The sequence below is a fragment of the Gordonia sp. G4 genome (assembly GCF_057770005.1).
Genome location: NZ_CM173442.1, coordinates 2,451,744 through 2,468,287 on the forward strand (window position 1 = coordinate 2,451,744; position 16,544 = coordinate 2,468,287).

Annotated in this window: 16 protein-coding genes; 9 read left to right on the forward strand and 7 right to left on the reverse strand. The window is 68.4% G+C overall.

Annotated features, from left to right (window positions below):
- Positions 1-81: 81 nt before the first annotated feature.
- Positions 82-579: an HNH endonuclease gene (locus AC3B5T_RS10950; RefSeq protein WP_488358650.1), complete on the forward strand. Its 498-nt coding sequence runs from the start codon at positions 82-84 to the stop codon at positions 577-579.
- Positions 580-611: 32 nt separating this feature from the next.
- On the opposite strand, the gene AC3B5T_RS10955 is transcribed toward AC3B5T_RS10950, so the two are convergent.
- The 3 genes from AC3B5T_RS10955 to AC3B5T_RS10965 form a co-directional block, all read right to left on the reverse strand.
- Positions 612-1,283, reverse strand: a complete 672-nt coding sequence (locus AC3B5T_RS10955; RefSeq protein WP_488358651.1) for a DUF305 domain-containing protein — start codon at positions 1,281-1,283, stop codon at positions 612-614.
- A complete protein-coding gene (locus AC3B5T_RS10960) occupies positions 1,280-2,866 on the reverse strand; it encodes an LVIVD repeat-containing protein (protein WP_488358652.1) in 1,587 nt (528 codons plus the stop codon). The genes AC3B5T_RS10955 and AC3B5T_RS10960 overlap by 4 nt, the downstream gene beginning before the upstream one ends.
- Before the next feature lie 131 nt (positions 2,867-2,997).
- A complete protein-coding gene (locus AC3B5T_RS10965; protein ID WP_014925451.1) occupies positions 2,998-3,324 on the reverse strand; it encodes a hypothetical protein in 327 nt (108 codons plus the stop codon).
- Between the two features lie 170 nt (positions 3,325-3,494).
- Between AC3B5T_RS10965 and AC3B5T_RS10970 the strand changes: the two genes are divergently transcribed.
- Together AC3B5T_RS10970 and AC3B5T_RS10975 are read left to right on the forward strand one after the other, a co-directional pair.
- On the forward strand, positions 3,495-4,340 hold the full coding sequence (locus AC3B5T_RS10970; RefSeq protein WP_488358653.1) for a 3-hydroxybutyryl-CoA dehydrogenase: 846 nt from the start codon (positions 3,495-3,497) through the stop codon (positions 4,338-4,340).
- A gap of 197 nt (positions 4,341-4,537) precedes the next feature.
- Positions 4,538-5,404, forward strand: a complete 867-nt coding sequence (locus AC3B5T_RS10975) for an oxygenase MpaB family protein (RefSeq protein WP_010842161.1) — start codon at positions 4,538-4,540, stop codon at positions 5,402-5,404.
- Here AC3B5T_RS10975 and AC3B5T_RS10980 read toward each other — a convergent pair.
- The 4 genes from AC3B5T_RS10980 to kstR form a co-directional block, all read right to left on the reverse strand.
- Entirely contained in the window at positions 5,401-6,687 is a 1,287-nt protein-coding gene (locus AC3B5T_RS10980) for an MFS transporter (protein WP_488358654.1), read from the reverse strand. The genes AC3B5T_RS10975 and AC3B5T_RS10980 overlap by 4 nt on opposite strands.
- A 120-nt stretch (positions 6,688-6,807) precedes the next feature.
- Positions 6,808-7,275, reverse strand: coding sequence for a MaoC/PaaZ C-terminal domain-containing protein (locus AC3B5T_RS10985; RefSeq protein WP_488358655.1), 468 nt, complete (start codon positions 7,273-7,275; stop codon positions 6,808-6,810).
- Positions 7,272-8,282, reverse strand: a complete 1,011-nt coding sequence (locus tag AC3B5T_RS10990; RefSeq protein WP_488358656.1) for an alpha/beta hydrolase — start codon at positions 8,280-8,282, stop codon at positions 7,272-7,274. The genes AC3B5T_RS10985 and AC3B5T_RS10990 overlap by 4 nt, the downstream gene beginning before the upstream one ends.
- Positions 8,283-8,411: 129 nt before the next feature.
- Positions 8,412-9,062 (reverse strand): cholesterol catabolism transcriptional regulator KstR, encoded by a 651-nt coding sequence (gene kstR, locus AC3B5T_RS10995; protein WP_010842157.1) that lies wholly within the window; start codon positions 9,060-9,062, stop codon positions 8,412-8,414.
- 136 nt (positions 9,063-9,198) lie between these two features.
- On the opposite strand from kstR, the gene AC3B5T_RS11000 reads away from it, so the two are divergent.
- The 6 genes from AC3B5T_RS11000 to AC3B5T_RS11025 all read left to right on the forward strand — a co-directional run bounded on the left by AC3B5T_RS11000 (position 9,199) and on the right by AC3B5T_RS11025 (position 16,516).
- Positions 9,199-11,433 carry an acyl-CoA dehydrogenase family protein gene (locus tag AC3B5T_RS11000; protein WP_488358657.1) on the forward strand — a complete coding sequence of 745 codons (2,235 nt, stop codon included), beginning with the start codon at positions 9,199-9,201 and terminating at the stop codon, positions 11,431-11,433.
- A 120-nt stretch (positions 11,434-11,553) separates the two neighbouring features.
- The gene (locus AC3B5T_RS11005; RefSeq protein ID WP_488358658.1) at positions 11,554-12,693 is read left to right on the forward strand and encodes an acyl-CoA dehydrogenase family protein; all 1,140 of its coding nucleotides are present in this window, start codon (positions 11,554-11,556) and stop codon (positions 12,691-12,693) included.
- Positions 12,683-13,846 (forward strand): acyl-CoA dehydrogenase family protein, encoded by a 1,164-nt coding sequence (locus AC3B5T_RS11010; protein ID WP_488358659.1) that lies wholly within the window; start codon positions 12,683-12,685, stop codon positions 13,844-13,846. The genes AC3B5T_RS11005 and AC3B5T_RS11010 overlap by 11 nt, the downstream gene beginning before the upstream one ends.
- Entirely contained in the window at positions 13,843-14,907 is a 1,065-nt protein-coding gene (locus AC3B5T_RS11015; protein ID WP_488358660.1) for a bifunctional MaoC family dehydratase N-terminal/OB-fold nucleic acid binding domain-containing protein, read from the forward strand. The genes AC3B5T_RS11010 and AC3B5T_RS11015 overlap by 4 nt, the downstream gene beginning before the upstream one ends.
- Complete coding sequence (locus AC3B5T_RS11020; protein WP_488358661.1) at positions 14,904-15,344, forward strand: MaoC family dehydratase; 441 nt, start codon at positions 14,904-14,906, stop codon at positions 15,342-15,344. The genes AC3B5T_RS11015 and AC3B5T_RS11020 overlap by 4 nt, the downstream gene beginning before the upstream one ends.
- A complete protein-coding gene (locus AC3B5T_RS11025; RefSeq protein ID WP_014928739.1) occupies positions 15,344-16,516 on the forward strand; it encodes a lipid-transfer protein in 1,173 nt (390 codons plus the stop codon). Before AC3B5T_RS11020 ends, AC3B5T_RS11025 begins: the two co-directional genes overlap by 1 nt.
- Positions 16,517-16,544 lie beyond the last annotated feature (28 nt).

Sequence of the window (16,544 nt, forward strand, 5' to 3'; positions counted from 1 at the left end):
TCACATCACGCGTCACCAGTTCCTGAGGTCATGGACCTCGGTGGTCGGCGCACTCACTCGCCCACGCATCGAGGAGCTGTCATGACCATCTTCGTCACCAATGCCGGACTACAGATACTGGCGCGCGTCACCTGGCGCCGCGCCGCGGTCCTGTTGACCACCGAGGTCGCGCGGAACGTCGAGGGCACCCCGCTGGTTCGCGTCGTCCATTCCCCGACGCTGTCCCTGCCCATCCACAAGGTGGTGGCGATCAGACGAGACGCCTACCGCCCGTTTGCGGGTAAGACGATGGACTCCTACGCGTCGAACGCGACCATCCTGCGGCGCGATCAATGGATCTGCGCCTACTGCGACAGCCCGGCCGACACCGTCGACCACATCGTCCCGGTGTCCCAGGGCGGCCCGAGCACGTTCGGCAATCAGGTCGCGGCGTGCAAGTCCTGCAACGGGTTCAAGGCCAACCGGACGCCGCGCAAGGCGGGGATGGCCCTGCGGCACGCGCCGTTCGTCTACGACCCCTGGGCAGCGGACCAGAAAGAGGTGTGGGAGATGTTCACCCTGCATCCGAAGACCGATTGAGGCTCGACTCCGATCCGTTGCCGACCGTGTGATCACGTCGGCAACGGATCGGCGCCGCGCTCCTTGAGCAGCATGGTCATCAGGCCGATCTCGTCGCCCTGATCACCGATCATCATGAGCGCCAGATCCTTCGTCGCGGAACCGGTTCGCGCGTCGTTGTACGCCGCCTGGGCCATCGACATCCCGCCACGGTGGTGCCGGATCATCAACTGCAGGAACAAGATCTCGGCATCGGTGGGTGGCAGGGCGCTCAGGCGGCCGACCTCGTCGATGCTCGCCATCCCCGGCATCGGCGGGTGGGAGCCGAGTCCGTCGCCGTGCTGGGTGTCCCCGTGACGGGCGTCCCCACCGGCCATCCAGGACATCGGCTCCGCCGCGGTGATCGGGTGGTCGAACCACTGCAGCCAGCCTCGCATCGTCGCGCTCTCGGCGGTCTGCGTGTGGACGATCCGGTCGGCGACACCGCGGATCTGCGGCGCGACCCCGGGTACCGCGCCGATCGTCCTCGACATGAGGATGGCCTGGTCGTGGTGCGCCGACATGTCCTGAGCGAATCCGATGTCGGACACACTCATCGCGGACGAGTCGTGGTCGCGGCCCGCCCACACGGCCCCCACGACGACGCCCATCGTGAGCAGGAGTGCCGCGGTCGCGGCGACCACGACGGCGCGCACCAGCGGAACGTCGGGGCGAGAGAAGCTCATCCGATCGTGCTGTTCTGGTCCGGGGGTGGGGTGTACACGGCGGGACTCAGCCGCAACACCTGGAAACCGCCGTCGGAACAGGTGACGCGCAGCTCGTTTCCCCGGAACTCGGGCGGGGACATGCACCAGTCGGTCGACATGTCACCGCCGACGACCATTCCGCTACGGGGACCGACCATCTCGTTCAGCCTGACCTTGCCGTTCGCGATCGACATTCCGAGACTGAGGAATTCGACGGCGGGCACGCCGAGCAGCGAACCGACGACATGTGGTGAGTTGGGTGTCTGCAGCAGGGTGGTGCCCGTGCGGGCCGGCGGGTTGTAGTAACCGATCTCGCGGATACGGTCGAGGTCGCGGATGTCGAAGACCCGGATGCCCGACGACTCCCATCCGCAGGCCAGCGCGGTGGGATCGTTCGGCCGGTCGACCGCGCAGTAGTGCGGGTTGCTGCTGAACAGCGAACCGCCGGTCGACGACCGCAGATTGGTGTCGAGGTGCTCGGGGAGGTTGATCTCGAGCTTGATCTGCGCGGTGTACCGGGGTGCGTTCACCTTCGTCACGTCGAAGATCTTGACCCCGCCGGAACCGGCCTCGTCGGCGGTGACGATGTGGGGCCGACCGCGGTAGGTGATCGGGATCGAGTGCTGGTTGAGCTGGCCGTCGGGCCACAGGTACGCGGCGAGGTGGGGGACCTGGGGGTGCGGGCGTCTGCGCTGGACGTCGCTGATGTCGAGCACGGTCACCCCCGCCATGTTCGACAGGAACATCCGATTCCCGTCCGGGGAGATGCCGAAGCCGTGTCCGAGGAACGAGTGGAGACCCTGCCAGATCACGCGGGGCGACCGGGGATCGGAGATGTCGATGGCGCTGAGGTGCCCGGGGAACACCCCGGAGGCCCAGTAGGTGCGGCCGTCGGGTGAGAAACCGCCCTCGTGGGAGGTGAACGGCAGCGGCGTCGACGTGCCCGGGCCCTTGTTGAGGAGTCTGGGCCGGGTGCAGTCGGAGATGTCGTAGACGGCGAAGAACCCGCCGCCCCACAGCAGCGGCACCGATGTCGCGGCGAGGAGCTTGCGCTCCTTGTTGACCTTCAGGGTCTCCCAGGTGCCACCGCGCATGGCCGGATCCGTCAGCGACCCGACGACACGCGGCGAGCTCGGGTCCGAGGCGTCGATGACCTGAACGCCCGGCGGGTTCACCCAGTTGTTCCCGGGGAACAGGCTGCCGGTGTAGCTGCAGTGCTCGAAGTTCGCCGAGACGATGCCGCCGCCGGCGCCGCGGACACCGCCGATCCGAGTGACGTTGCAGCGGTAGCCGCGCATGCTGCGGCCGGAGAGGCGATCCTCCGCGCTGACGTCACCCTGCAGGCCCGGCTCGGGGAGTGAGCCGGGGCCGCATGCGGCCTGGGGAACCGAGACCTCGGAGATGTCGGGAAAGAGGTGAGTGGCCGCGTCCGCGGGCGCGGCCACGAGCAGAGTGGAGACGAGCGTGGCGCCGGCGGCGAGGCAGGTGACGGCGCGGACTCGTCGCCGCCACCGGCGTCCCGCATGGTCCGCACGTCGCACGTCGATTCGAGCCGGCATCATCGCATCCCCCGATCGTGATCTGAGTCACGCTAGCGGCCGGGATCGGATGACACGGCGAAATCGTCGAATCCACCCCACGGCAGTGGCCGGCCCGGGGTCGCCGGGCCGGCCGCTGCACGAGGGAGTCGCGATCAGACGGCGTCGCCGCCGTCGATGCTGCCGAAGTCGCCGACCTCGACGTTGCCTTCGTCGTCGACGGCGGTGTCGAAGGTGCCGTCGGCGTCGGTGTCGGCGACGGCGATGTCGGTGTATCCGTCGGCGTCGGTGTCGGCTTCGATGACGTCGATCTCGCCGTCGGCGTTGGTGTCGTAGGCGATGGAGTCGGCCTGGCCGTCGCCGTCGGTGTCGAGGATGGCGTCGGTGGTGCCGTCACCGTCGACGTCGGTGAGGGCGGCGTCGACGGCTCCGTCGCCGTCGGTGTCGACGAGAACGGCGTCGGCGGGGATCTCGGTGCTCATGGGGTGTGTCCTTCCAAGTGGTGGAGCGCTGGTGTGCAGTGCTTCTGGGCGGTTCATGTACTTGGAGGCGACCTCGGGCCGGAATGTTCCCGGGAGGTCGGGAGTCGTTCGGATGGCCGATCCGACGACCGACTACCGTTTGTCGTATCACTCGACTTCGGAGGTTCACTGTGCAGCAGATCGGCGTCATCGGCGGAGGCACCATGGGTGCGGGCATCGCGGAGGTGTGCGCCAAGGCGGGCAGCGATGTCGTGATCGTGGAGGTCAAGCAGGAGTTCGCCGACGCCGCGCGTGGGCGGGTGGAGAAATCGCTGGCCAAGGCGGTCAGCAGGAACAAGCTCGCCCAGGAAGACGCCGACGCCGCGCTGGCTCGGCTGCGGGTGACGACCGACTACGCCGACCTCGCCGATCGCGAGCTCGTGATCGAGGCGGCCCCCGAGATCGAGGAGCTCAAACGCGAGATCTTCGCGAACCTCGACGCTGCGACCGGCGCGAACACCATTCTCGCCACCAACACGTCGTCGATCCCGATCATCAAGGTGGCGACGGCGACGAAGACTCCCGAGCGGGTCGTCGGCGTGCACTTCTTCAACCCGGTGCCGGTGATGCCACTGGTCGAGATCATCTCCACGCTCACCACCGCACCCGAGACGGCCGACGCCGTGAGTGCGTACGTCACCGACACGCTCGGCAAGACCGCGGTCCGTGCGGGCGACCGGTCCGGGTTCATCGTCAACGCCCTGCTCATCCCGTACCTGTGCCAGGCCATCCGGATGTTCGATTCGGGGTACGCCTCGGCCGAGGACATCGACCTCGCTATGAAGGGTGGCTGCGGATACCCGATGGGCCCGCTCACCCTGGTCGACACCATCGGCCTGGACATCACGCTGTCGGCCGCGGAGTCGCTGTACGAGGAGTTCGCCGAACCCCACTACGCGCCGCCGGCGTTGTTGCGCCGCATGGTCGACGCCGGGCGGCTCGGACGAAAGACGGGCCGCGGCTTCTACACCTACTGATCTGCCCCGGGCCGATCCGATCCGCCCCCACCGATCGCCCCCTGCAGATCGCCGCCGAACCCCGGCTCACCTCGGAGTGAGCCGGGGTTCGCCGCGTTCGGGGTCGCTCGGCCAGTGCTGTCACCCAGTGCTGTCGACCGGTGCGCAAACAGGCGCTAAGCTGACAGCAAGACAATCAGACAACACGTGTTATCAGAATGGGTGGGGCCATGACGCAGGGTGATCAGCGCATGTCGCGGGCGGAGATGGACAATATCGACAGCAGTTTCTTCGCGCGTTCGCTGCTGACGATGGGGCAGACGATGAGCACGACGAACGTGATCATGCAGCTGGCGAACCCGGCGGTCGGATACGGAGTCGCACACAGCAAGGTCGAGAACGGGCGGCTCGATCGGCATCCGGTCAAACGCGCGCGGACCACCGCCTCGTATCTGGCGGTCGCGATGCTGGGCAACGCCGACGACCGGCGCCGTTACCGGCATGCCGTCAACCGGCAGCACGCGCAGGTGCGTTCGGATGCGGACAGTCCGGTGGAGTACAACGCGATGAACACCGACCTGCAGCTCTGGGTCGCGGCCTGCCTCTACTACGGGTGGGAAGACATCTACGAGCGTGTCCACGGACCGCTGCAGGGCGAGGAGCGCGAGAAGTTCTACCAGCAGGGCAAGGTCTGTGGCACGACCCTGCAGATGCCCGCGGAGGCCTGGCCTGCGTCGCGCGATGAGTTCACGACCTACTGGGACGAGCAGGTCTCGCGGATCGAGATCAGTGACGAGATCCGCGACTTCCTGCTCGACATCGCCAACTTCGGCTACGCGCCCACCCGCATCCAGGAGAAGTACGGTCCGGTCAAGCTCCGCCGGACCATCGGGTATCTGCCGCAGCCGTTCCGGGACGCCCTCCGGGTCGAGTGGACCGACGAGGACCAGGCGTGGTTCGACGCTTACGTCGGCCGGCTCGTCGCCAAGGAACGTCGCACGCCGTTGTGGCTGTCGCAGTTGGGTTTCCGGCTGCTGCTGGCCGACGTCCGGCTTCGGGTCCGGACGGGACGGCCACTGGTCTAGGTGAGGGCTGCCCCGCTCCGGCGGGTGGCGAGGAGAGCGAGTGTTCCGGCGAGCAGGCAGGCGACGGCTCCGACGGCGAGACCGACACGGGCGTCGAACGTCTCGATGATCGCGCCGACGATCGGCCCCCCGATCGGCGTGGAACCCATGAAGGCCACCGACCACAGTGCCATCACCCGACCCCGCATCCGCGGTTCGGAATTGAGCTGCAAGGTGGCGTTGCCGGTCGACATGAACGTGACGCTGAGCCAGCCGACCCCGAAGAGTGCGCAGATCGCGGTCGGCAGATTCGGCGCGAGGGCGGTCGCCGCGACGGTGACCCCGAAGCCGAAGGCGGCCAGCGTGAGTGGGCGCAGGCCGGTGCTCCCGCGGGCCGCGACCACGAGTCCGCCGACGACTGCGCCCACCCCCATCGCCGACGTCATGAAACCGAGGGCTTCCGGCCCGCCGTCGAACACGAAGTCCGCGGCGGCCGGCAGGGTGACCGGGAAGTTATAGGTCAGGGTGCCGACGAGCGCCATCGTGGCCAGCGGGATCCATAGCGCCGGGCTGCCCCGGACGTAGCGGAGACCTTCGCGCAACTGGCCTTTGGCACGCGGAATCGGTGTCTCCGTGGTGATCTTCGACGAGTCGAGCGCGAGGAGTGAGGCGACCACGGCGACGAAGCTGACGGCGTTGACCGCGAAGCACGCACCGGATCCGACGAGGCCGAGGACCACACCGGCGACCGCCGGACCCACCGCGCGGGCGGCGTTCACCATCACCGAGTTGAGTGTGACCGCGTTGCGGATCAGGTCCTTGCCGACGATCTGGTGGATGAACGCCTGTCGCGCCGGCTGTTCGAAGGCGTGCCCGAGCCCGAGCATCACCGCCAGTACGCCCACGTGCCAGACCTGCACCGCCCCGGTGAGGGTGATGGCAGCGAGCACCGCGGCCAGCAACCCCATCATCGACTGCAGGACGATGAGCAACCGGCGCCGGTCGACCCGGTCGGCGATGACCCCGGCGTACGGACCGATGAGCAGGACGGGTAGCGCCTGGAGGGCGACGATGAGACCCAGGACGGACGCCGATCCGCTCAGCGTCAGGACGAGCCACGCCTGCGCTGTGGCCTGCATCCACGAACCCGTCATCGAGACGGCCATCCCCGCGTAGAAGAGGCGATAGTTGGGGATGCGCAACGACGCGAACATGCTGGTCCGGTCGGGCTCGTCGGGGCGACGACCGCCCGGTTCACGGTCCCGCGATAGGTCTGCGATCTCGGGAACACGGTCGTCGGTCATCGACGACCATCGTAGGCGCGCCGCGAGATCCGCCCGGCGGGGCACCTCCGGGCGGGGCCGGCGGGACGACCGGGGCGGTTCGCCTCGCACCGGTGACCGCGGTGGTGAACCGAGCAGACGTCAGGTGTGCGCGCGACCCGGCCGGGCGTGCACATAGGCCTCGACGACGGTGCGCATCACCGGTTTGCCCTCGTCGTTGCGCAGCTCCGCCGACGAGGTGACCAGAGCGCGGTCGCGGTCGTCGAACTCGATCGCGTCGATGACGGTCGAGCCGGTGAGGGTGTCGCCGGGACGCACCGGACGCAGGAATTCCACGTCGCCGAGTCGCTTGCCGGCGATCACCCGCCAGTTGTTCAGCACGCCGGTGACATTGAGCTTCTGGTAGATCGACATCGTGTGCAGCCCACTGGCGATCAGTCCTCCGTAGGGGCCCCGTCCGGCGACATCGGGGTCGGTGTGGAAATCCTGCGGATCCCACGCGCGAGCGAAGTCGAGGAGTTCGTCCTCGCTGACGAAATGCGTGCCGAATTCGAAGATCTGGCCCACGGACAGGTCATCGGCCCACAAGCGGTCCGATGCGTCGCTCACCTCAGGTCTGCCGCGATCTTCGGCCAGGTGGTCTCGAGGTCGCGTTCCCAGTAACCCCAGGAATGGGTGCCGCTCGGCCGGAAGGTGACCTCGTGCGGCACCTTGAGCGCCCGCATGCGCGAGACCATCTGCTTGGTGCACTCGTTGACCGCGGCCTCGATGATGCCGCCGATGACCATCTGGTTGGCCAGCGTCAGCGGATCGCCCGCGACCAGCGGTGCCTCGAGCCGGTCGAACTGGCCGGGCATCCCGGTCCCGCTGGTCATGTAGACCTTGGTGCCGCGCAGCTTGTCCGCGTGGATGTACGGGTCGTTGTCCCGCCAGCCGGCCGAGTTGACCGGTCCCCACATGTTGGTCAGATTGCCCTGCCCGCGGTCGGCGACGACCATCCGGATGTAGGCCTGTCCCACCGGATCACTGGTGCGGGCGCATCCGCTGTAGGCGGCGGCCGACCGATAGAGCTTGGGTGCGGCGATCGCGAGGTTGAGCACCGACGTGCCGGCCATCGAGATCCCGGCGATCGCGTTGACCTTGGTGGTGTCGAATTCCTTGTCCACCAACGGCGGGAGCTCCTTGGTGAGGAACGTCGACCACTTGTTGCGGCCGAGCACCGGATCGTCCTGCTGCCAGTCGGTGTAATACGAGAATGCGCCGCCGATCGGCGTCACGACGTTGACGTCCTTGTCGGAGAAGAACTTCGCGTACTGGGTCTTGGCCGCCCAGGTCGCCGAGTCCTCGCCGCCACCGGCGCCGTTGAGCAGGTAGAGCGTGGGGCGCGACTTGGTGGTGTCCTTGGGGCGCAGGACGTTGACGGGGATGAGCTTGCGCATCGCCGCCGAGTACACGATGAGAGTCGACTGCTGGGCCGAGTCGTGGACCACGGTGTCGATGCGGGCGCGATCGGGGTCGGGGGTGGGTTCGGCCAGCGCGGCCGGGGCCCATCCGGCGGTCGCGACCGCCACGGCACAGCCGGCGACGCACAGTCGTCGCAACCAGGAGGATCGCACCTCTAGCCCCTTCTGTTAACAAAATTCTCAGACGTAACAAAGGTAGCCGAGTTGAGTGGGTGGTCCCAACCGAGGCGATCCGTCGTCACCCAGTTGTGACGTCGTCGGGCCGTGGGGAACTCCGGGTTGCTACTTGGCGCGGTCTTTGAGCAGGAGCCGGACGGTCAGCTCGAGTCGGTTGGTGACATCGGTCGCCGATGCGCGACGGGTGAGCCACTGCACCAGGTTCGACATCCACACATCGGAGAGGACGCGAGCGATCGCCAGGTCTTCTTCGGTGGGTTCGCCGTCGTCGACGATGGCGCCGGCGAGGAGCCGGTCGATGATCCCGGCCACCTGGTCGACCTCGGCGGTCGCGGACGCGTCGGCGAACATGAACGCGCGCGTCATGGCCTCGGTCAGGAGGGGATCGCGCTGCATGGCGAACGTGATCATGTCCAGGACGTGGCGGAGGCGGTCGATCGCGGTGTCGCCCCGCAACTGCGAACGATCGACCTTGGACTCGACGCGCTCGAACTCCCGGGCCAGGGCGGTGACGAGCAGGTGGACCTTCGACGGGAAGTAGCGATACAGCGTGCCGACGGCCACATCGGCCTTGTCGGCGACAGTGCGCATCTGCACGGCGTCGTACCCGCCCTTGGACGCCAGCGCGAGGGTGGCGTCGAGGATGCGGCGGCGGCGTTCGCGCTGCGCGGTGGAGCCGGCTTCGGGCGAAGCGGCGGACGCCGCAGCCCCGTTGGGAGCGTCGACCGCGGCGTTGCCGGGTGCAGAACGGGCCATGTGCTCTCGAACATCCTCACGTGTCAAAAACGTCTCTGGCGGGTGGATCGCGGGTGGCTACCCGATCCGAGTACACCCATGGCATATTAGAACAGGTTCTAATTATTCGTCACAACTCGACATACAGGGATTGCCAGTGACAATCGCCACGTCTTCCGAGCAGATCGCGGTGCGTGACAGCATCGCGTCCTGGGCGCGCTCCACCAGTGTGACCGACATCGTCCGTTCCGACATCGACAAGCCCCGCGACCAGTGGACGCAACTACTTTCCCAGATCGCCGATCTGGGCGTGTTCGCCGCCGCGGTTCCGGAGGCGTCCGACGGCCTCGGTGCGAGCTTCCTGGACGTGGCCGCCATGCTCGAACAGTGCGGGGTCGACCTCGTCCCCGGCCCGCTCGGTCCGACGGTGACGGCGGCGATCGCGCTGGCGGTTCTCCGCGGCGGTTCGCACGAGAGGGACGCCGACCGTGGCGCCGCGCTGTTGCCGGACCTGCTGACCGGATCGGTGCCGGTGGTGACGCCCGCTGCCGGCTATGCCGGGGTGGCCCTCGAACTGTCCGACGGCGAGATCGACCTCGGACTCGTCGGCGGTTACGTCGACGGGTGCGCCGTTCTGGTCGAGTTCGGCACTGCGGATCGGGAGCGGTCCTGGTGGATCGTCCCACCGGGTGCCGGTGTCGCCGACGTCGCGCCGCAGACCCCGCTCGACGGCACCGCGTCGGTCAGCCGCGTCCGCGTGTCCGAGATCGTGGTCGACGACCTGATCGAACTCCGGGACGGGACGTTCGTCGCCGGACTGCTGTCGGCGACACTCGCCGCGTATCAGAGCGGTGTCACCCGCTGGGCGCTCGACACCGCCGTCGACTACGCGAAGGTCCGCACCCAGTTCGGTGTGCCGATCGGTTCCTTCCAGGCGATCAAGCACATCTGTGCAGAGATGTTGTGCCGCAGCGAACGGGTCACCGCGGTCGCGTGGGACGTCGCCCGGGCGGTCGACGACGTACTCGCGGCCGCCTCGGGAGGGGCGGAGACGGGCGGGTCCGCAGACGAACTCGACACCGCGCGTGAGCAACTCGAGATCAGCAGGCTGGCCGCCGACGTCGTGGTGGCCCGCGACCCGGTCGCCAACACCAAGGACTGCGTGCAGGTCCTCGGCGGCATCGGCTTCACCTTCGAGCACGACGCACACCTCTATCTCCGGGCGGCGCTCGCCGCACAGGCGGCGTTGGCGAACGCCTCGGCGCACGCCGCGGCCCTCGCCGGACTCGGACTCGCGGGGACGCGACGACGTTTCCGCCTCGACCTCTCGCAGGTCGAGGACCGCCGCGACGAGGTCCGGGCGACCGTCGCGGCGATCGCCGATGCCGATCCGGGTGATCGCCGCCGGCTCCTCGCCGAGACCGGGTACCTGACCCCGCACTGGCCGGCACCGCACGGCCTGGGTGCGGATGCGGCGCTGCAGTTGCTGATCGACACCGAACTCGAGTCGGCCGGGATCGAGCGACCCGATCTGGTGATCGGCGCGTGGGCGATCCCGACGATCCTGGAGCACGGTACGGATGCGCAGCGCGAACGGTTCGTCGCGCCGACGCTCGCCGGCGACCTGGTGTGGTGCCAGCTGTTCTCCGAGCCCGAGGCGGGCTCGGACCTGGCCGCGTTGCGGACGCGAGCGGTGCGGGTGGACGGCGGCTGGCGGCTGGACGGCCAGAAGATCTGGACTTCGCAGGCCCACAACGCGCAGAGGGCGATCTGTCTCGCGCGCACCGATCCCGAGGCGCCGAAGAACAAGGGCATCACGTACTTCCTCGTCGACATGGGTTCGCCCGGCATCGACATCCGTCCGCTGCGTGAGCTCTCCGGGCGAGCCAACTTCAACGAGGTCTTCCTCGACGGCGTCGTCGTACCCGATGACTGTGTCGTCGGCGAGGTGAATGGCGGCTGGCGGCTGGCCCGGACCACGCTCGCGAACGAGCGGGTGGCGATGGGCGGGACCGGTCTCGGCAAGGAGATGGAGTCGCTGCTGTCGCAGGTGCGATCGATGGAGCGGGAGCTGACCGCCGAGGAGCTCGGTGCGCTCGGCGCCCAGCTCGCCGACGCGCATGTCGGCCGGGTTCTCGACGCTCGTGCGGCGACGAGGCAGCTGGCCGGGCTCGACCCCGGCGCGCTGTCGAGTGTGCGCAAACTGATCGGCGTCGAACACCGGCAGTCGGTGCCCGATCTGGCGTTGCGGCTCCTGGGGGCGGCCGGTCTGGCGGCGTCCGAGGCGTCCGACGCGGTCCTGCAGAACCGCTGCCTGTCCATCGCGGGTGGGACGACTCAGATCCTGCGCACGGCAGCGGCGGAACGCATTCTCGGTTTGCCCCGGGCCTGACTGCCCCCGAAAGTCCCGAAACCGCAGATAAGCGCCGATTCCGACACCCTCGCGCGCGGACTCTGATACAACTAGAACAGGTTCTAGTTCTTGACGGGTTCATGGTGAGGGAGGCACAGGGTGGACTTTGCCCTGGACGGCACGGCGATCGCGGTTCGCGACGTCGCCGAGGACGTGTTCGCACGACGACAGCCCGACTGGGAGTCGACGTTCGGTGGTCGCGATTCCGACGGCACGGGTACGACCCGAGGCGGGTTCGAGGCCGACGGCTGGCAGGCGCTCGTCGACGCCGGACTGCTCGCGCTGCCGCTGCCGGCCGCACTCGACGGTGACGACGTCGACGAATCGGGTCTGCTCCCGTTGTTCCGCCGGATGGGACGCGCTGCGGCCGTGACGCCCGCTCTCGGTTCGCTGACCGCGGCGCTCGTGTTCGCGAAGGCCGACGCCCAGACGGGCGAGGGATCGGTGTGGTCGCGGTTCGGGGGCTCGCTCACCGGTGGAAGCTGGGTCTCGGTCGCGATCGGCGAGCACGGCGACGCCCTGACCGCCACCCCGCGGACCTCCGTCCGCGACGGGCGGCTCACCGGGACGAAGGTCGGCGTGCTGCACGCCGACGGTGCCTCGCTGTTCCTCGTGGCCGCCGACGTGGGCGTCGTGGCCGTGTCGCCGGACGCCGACGGGGTCGCCGTCACGCGTACGCCGACCTCGAGCGGCTGGGGCGAGTACACGGTGACCTTCGACGACGTAGCCGTCGACGACGCCGACATCGTGGTTCGCGATCTCGCGATCCTCCGCGACCGGTATCGCCTCGCGCTGTGCGCCTACGCGGACGGCCTGGTCGCCGGCGCCACCCGCCTGACCGCCGATCACGTCTCCACCCGCGAACAGTTCGGCAAGCCGATCGCCCTGTTCCAGGCGGTGGGCCAGCAACTGGCCGACATCTACGTCGTCGGGCGGTCGATGGAACTGGCGACCACCGCCGCGGCCTGGCGACTCTCCGAAGGACTCGACGCGTCGACCGATCTCGCGATCGCCGCCTACTGGCTGGCCGAGGAGATCCCGCCGACCACCCGGACGATGACCCACCTGCACGGCGGGATCGGCGTCGACATCACCTATCCGCTCCATCGTTACTTCTCGCTCACCAAGGATCTGGCGCGGCTGGTGGGCGGTGCACACGTGCGGCTCGACGAACTCGCCGACATCACCGACGTCCCCGCCGACGACACCCGTATCGCAGAGGTGCCCGATGTTCATTGATCTCACCCCGGAACAGCGCGCGCTGCGCGCCGAACTGCGCGAGTACTTCGCCGACCTGGTCACCCCCGACGAGGCGGCGGTGATGCTCACCGAACGCCACGGACCGACCTATCGCAAGGTCATCAAGCGGATGGGTGACGACGGCTGGCTGGGAGTCGGTTGGCCGAAGGAGTTCGGCGGCAAGGGCTTCGGTGAGATCGAACAGCAGATCTTCACCAACGAGGCCGTGCGCGCCGACGTCCCACTGCCGTCGGTGACGCTGCAGACCGTCGGGCCGACGCTTCAGGTCCACGGCACCGAGGAGCAGAAGCAGAAGTTCCTGCCCGCGATCCTTGCCGGCGACGTGCATTTCGCGATCGGTTACACCGAGCCCGAGGCCGGCACCGATCTGGCCTCGCTGACCACCACCGCGGTCCGCGACGGCGACCACTACGTGGTCAACGGGCAGAAGATCTTCACCACGGGCGGTCACGACGCCGACTACATCTGGCTCGCCGTGCGGACCGACCGGGATGCACCCAAGCACAAGGGCATCTCGATCCTCATCGTAGACACCACCGACCCCGGTTTCACCTGGACGCCGATCATCACCGCCGACGGCGCCCACCACGTGAATGCCACCTACTACCAAGATGTTCGGGTGCCGGTGTCGATGCGCGTCGGTGAGGAGGGCGGCGGCTGGAAACTGATCACGACGCAGCTCAATCACGAGCGCGTCATGCTCGGTCCCGCCGGCCGCATCGACGGCCTCGCGGCGCGGGTGCGTGCCTGGGCGCAGCGACCGGGTCCCGACGGAACGGTCATCGCCAAGCATCCGGACGTCCGCCGCGCGCTCGCCACCATCGACGCCTACGGACGAATCAACGAGTTGCTCAACTGGCAGGTGGCCGCGACCGGTGAGGCCATCTCGATGGCCGACGCGGCTGCGACCAAGGTGTTCTCGACCGAGCGCATCCAGACCGTCTGCCGGATGGTCGACGAGATCGTGGGTCGCTACGGCGATTTCACCGATCCCGAGACCGCGGCGCTGGTGAACTGGCTCGACGTGCAGCAGAAGCGGCACGTGGTCATCACGTTCGGCGGCGGGGTCAACGAGGTCATGCGCGACATGATCGCGACCGCCGGTCTCGGACTACCGCGGGCCAAGCGGTGAGCGCGCCCGAACTCGCCCGCGACGGCGTCGTCGGAGACGAGGCGATCCGAGCCGCCGCGCAGGAGATCATCGACGCCGGACCGAGCTCGCCGGTCGCCGGCCGGGACCCGATCAACCAGCCCATGATCAACAACTGGGTCGAGGCGATGGGGGACACGAACCCCGTCTACACCGATGCCGACGTCGCCCGGGACGCCGGGCACCCCGGCATCGTTGCGCCGCCCGCGATGGCACAGGTGTGGACGATGCGGGGCCTGCACGGGGTGCGGACGGCCGACGACCCGCTGGGTCGCGCGAGCGAACTCTTCGATGAGGCCGGCTTCACCTCGGTGGTGGCGACCAACTGCGACACCGTCTACCACCGCTACACCCGGCCGGGCGAAGAGGTCGCGCTGTCGGCCGAACTCGTCGAGGTGGTGGGGCCGAAGAACACCGCCCTCGGCGAGGGCTGGTTCTTCACCACCCGGAACGTCTGGTCGGTCGGAGGTGAGACCGGGGAGCGCGAGGTCGTCGCCGAGATGCGTTTCCGCATCCTGAAGTTCCGACCCGCTGCACAGAAGGCCACGCCCGAGCAGGTGCCGGCGGCCGCGACACCCGACGACCTGGACCCGGCGCGGCTGCTCAGACCCAGCGCGTCCCGGGACACCGCCTTCTTCTGGGAGGGGGTGGCCGCGCACGAACTGCGCATCCAACGGGACGGCGACGGCGCACTGCGGCACCCGCCGGTGCCGGCGACATGGAAACCGCGCGAGGCCGACGGAACCGTGCCGCCGACGGATTATGTGGTCGCGGCCGGTACCGGCGTCGTCTACAGCTACGTCGTCCACCGCGCGCCGCAGGTGCCCGGCCGCCGGTTGCCGTTCGTGGTGGCGCTCGTCGAACTCGACGAGGGGGTTCGGATGCTCGGCGAACTCCGGGGCGTGGAGCCGGACGACGTGTCGATCGGCATGCGCGTGCGCGCAACCTATCTGGCCTTCCCGGCCGACGAGGCGGCCGGGACCGCTGCGTGGACCCTGCACGCGTGGGAACCGGCCACGACCACGGAAGGGGAATCCGCATGACGAGCGTTGCCGCACACCCCGCGGCCGTCGGAACGACGCTGCCGCCGTTGACGATCGAGGCAACACCCACGTTCGTGGTGGCGACCGCGCTGGCCACGCGCGATTTCCAGGACGTGCACCACGATCGCGACCTCGCGCAGGCGAAGGGGTCCAAGGACATCTTCGTCAACATCCTCACCGACACCGGGCTGGTGGAGCGGTTCGTCACCGACTGGGCCGGTCCGTCTGCCAGAATCCGTTCCATCGCACTGAAACTCGGCGTCCCCTGGTATGCCTATGACACCGTCACCTTCACCGGCGAGGTCACCGAGGTCGATGCCGGAGTGATCACGGTCGCCGTGACCGGGACCAATTCGCTCGGCAAGCACGTGATCTCGACGGTCACGCTGAGCGTCGACGATGCGGCTGCCTCCACGAGCCGAGGGGAGGACGTCTGATGGGGTCGCTGTCCGGGCAGGCCGCGATCGCCGGGATCGGTGCCACCGAGTTCTCCAAGGATTCCGGACGCAGCGAGCTGCGGCTCGCCGCGGAGGCGGTGTCGGCGGCGATCGCCGACGCCGGCCTCACACCCGCCGACGTCGACGGTCTCGTCACGTTCACGATGGACACCAACAGCGAGATCTCGGTCGCCCGGGCCGTGGGTATCGGAGACCTGACGTACTTCTCGCGGATCCACTACGGCGGAGGTGCGGCGTGTGCCACGGTCCAGCAGGCCGCGATGGCGGTTGCCACGGGCGTCGCCGATGTCGTGGTGGCCTACCGTGCCTTCAATGAGCGGTCCGGATTGCGCTTCGGACAGGTGAATTCGGCGGTGGCGAACCAGGAGAACTCCTCAGGTACCGAGAACGCCTTCACCTATCCGCACGGACTGTCCACCCCCGCCGCGTTCGTCGCGATGATCGCCCAGCGCTACATGCACGACTTCGGGGCCACCAGTGAGGATTTCGGTCGTATCGCCGTCGTGGACCGCAAGCACGCGGCGGTGAACCCGGACGCGTTCTTCTATGACAAGCCGATCACCCTGGAAGATCACCAGAACTCGCGCTACATCGCCGAGCCGTTGCATCTGCTCGACTGCTGCCAGGAATCCGACGGCGGTGTCGCACTGGTCATCGTGTCGGCCGAACGTGCAAAGGACCTTCCGCACAAGCCCGCCGTGATCGCGGCCGCCGCGGCCGGTAGTGCCGCCGACCAATACATCATGACCAGCTATTACCGGCAGGAGCTGGCGGGTCTGCCGGAGATGGGTCTCGTCGGCCGTCAGCTCTGGTCGCAGTCGGGCCTGCGTCCCGACGACATGGACATGGCGATCCTCTACGACCACTTCACGCCGTACACACTCCTGCAGCTCGAGGAACTCGGATTCTGCGGGCGGGGCGAGGCCAAGGACTTCGTCCGGGAACCGGGAGCCCTCGAGGTCGGTGGCCGGCTGCCGCTGAACACGCACGGTGGCCAGCTGGGCGAGGCCTACATCCACGGGATGAACGGGATCGCCGAAGGGGTCCGACAGATCCGCGGGACCTCGGTCAACCAGGTCGGCGGCGCCGAGAAGGTCGTCGTGACCGCGGGGACCGGTGTTCCCACAAGCGGATTGGTGCTGACCGCATGACGCCGCGACATCCGATGCTCTTCCACTC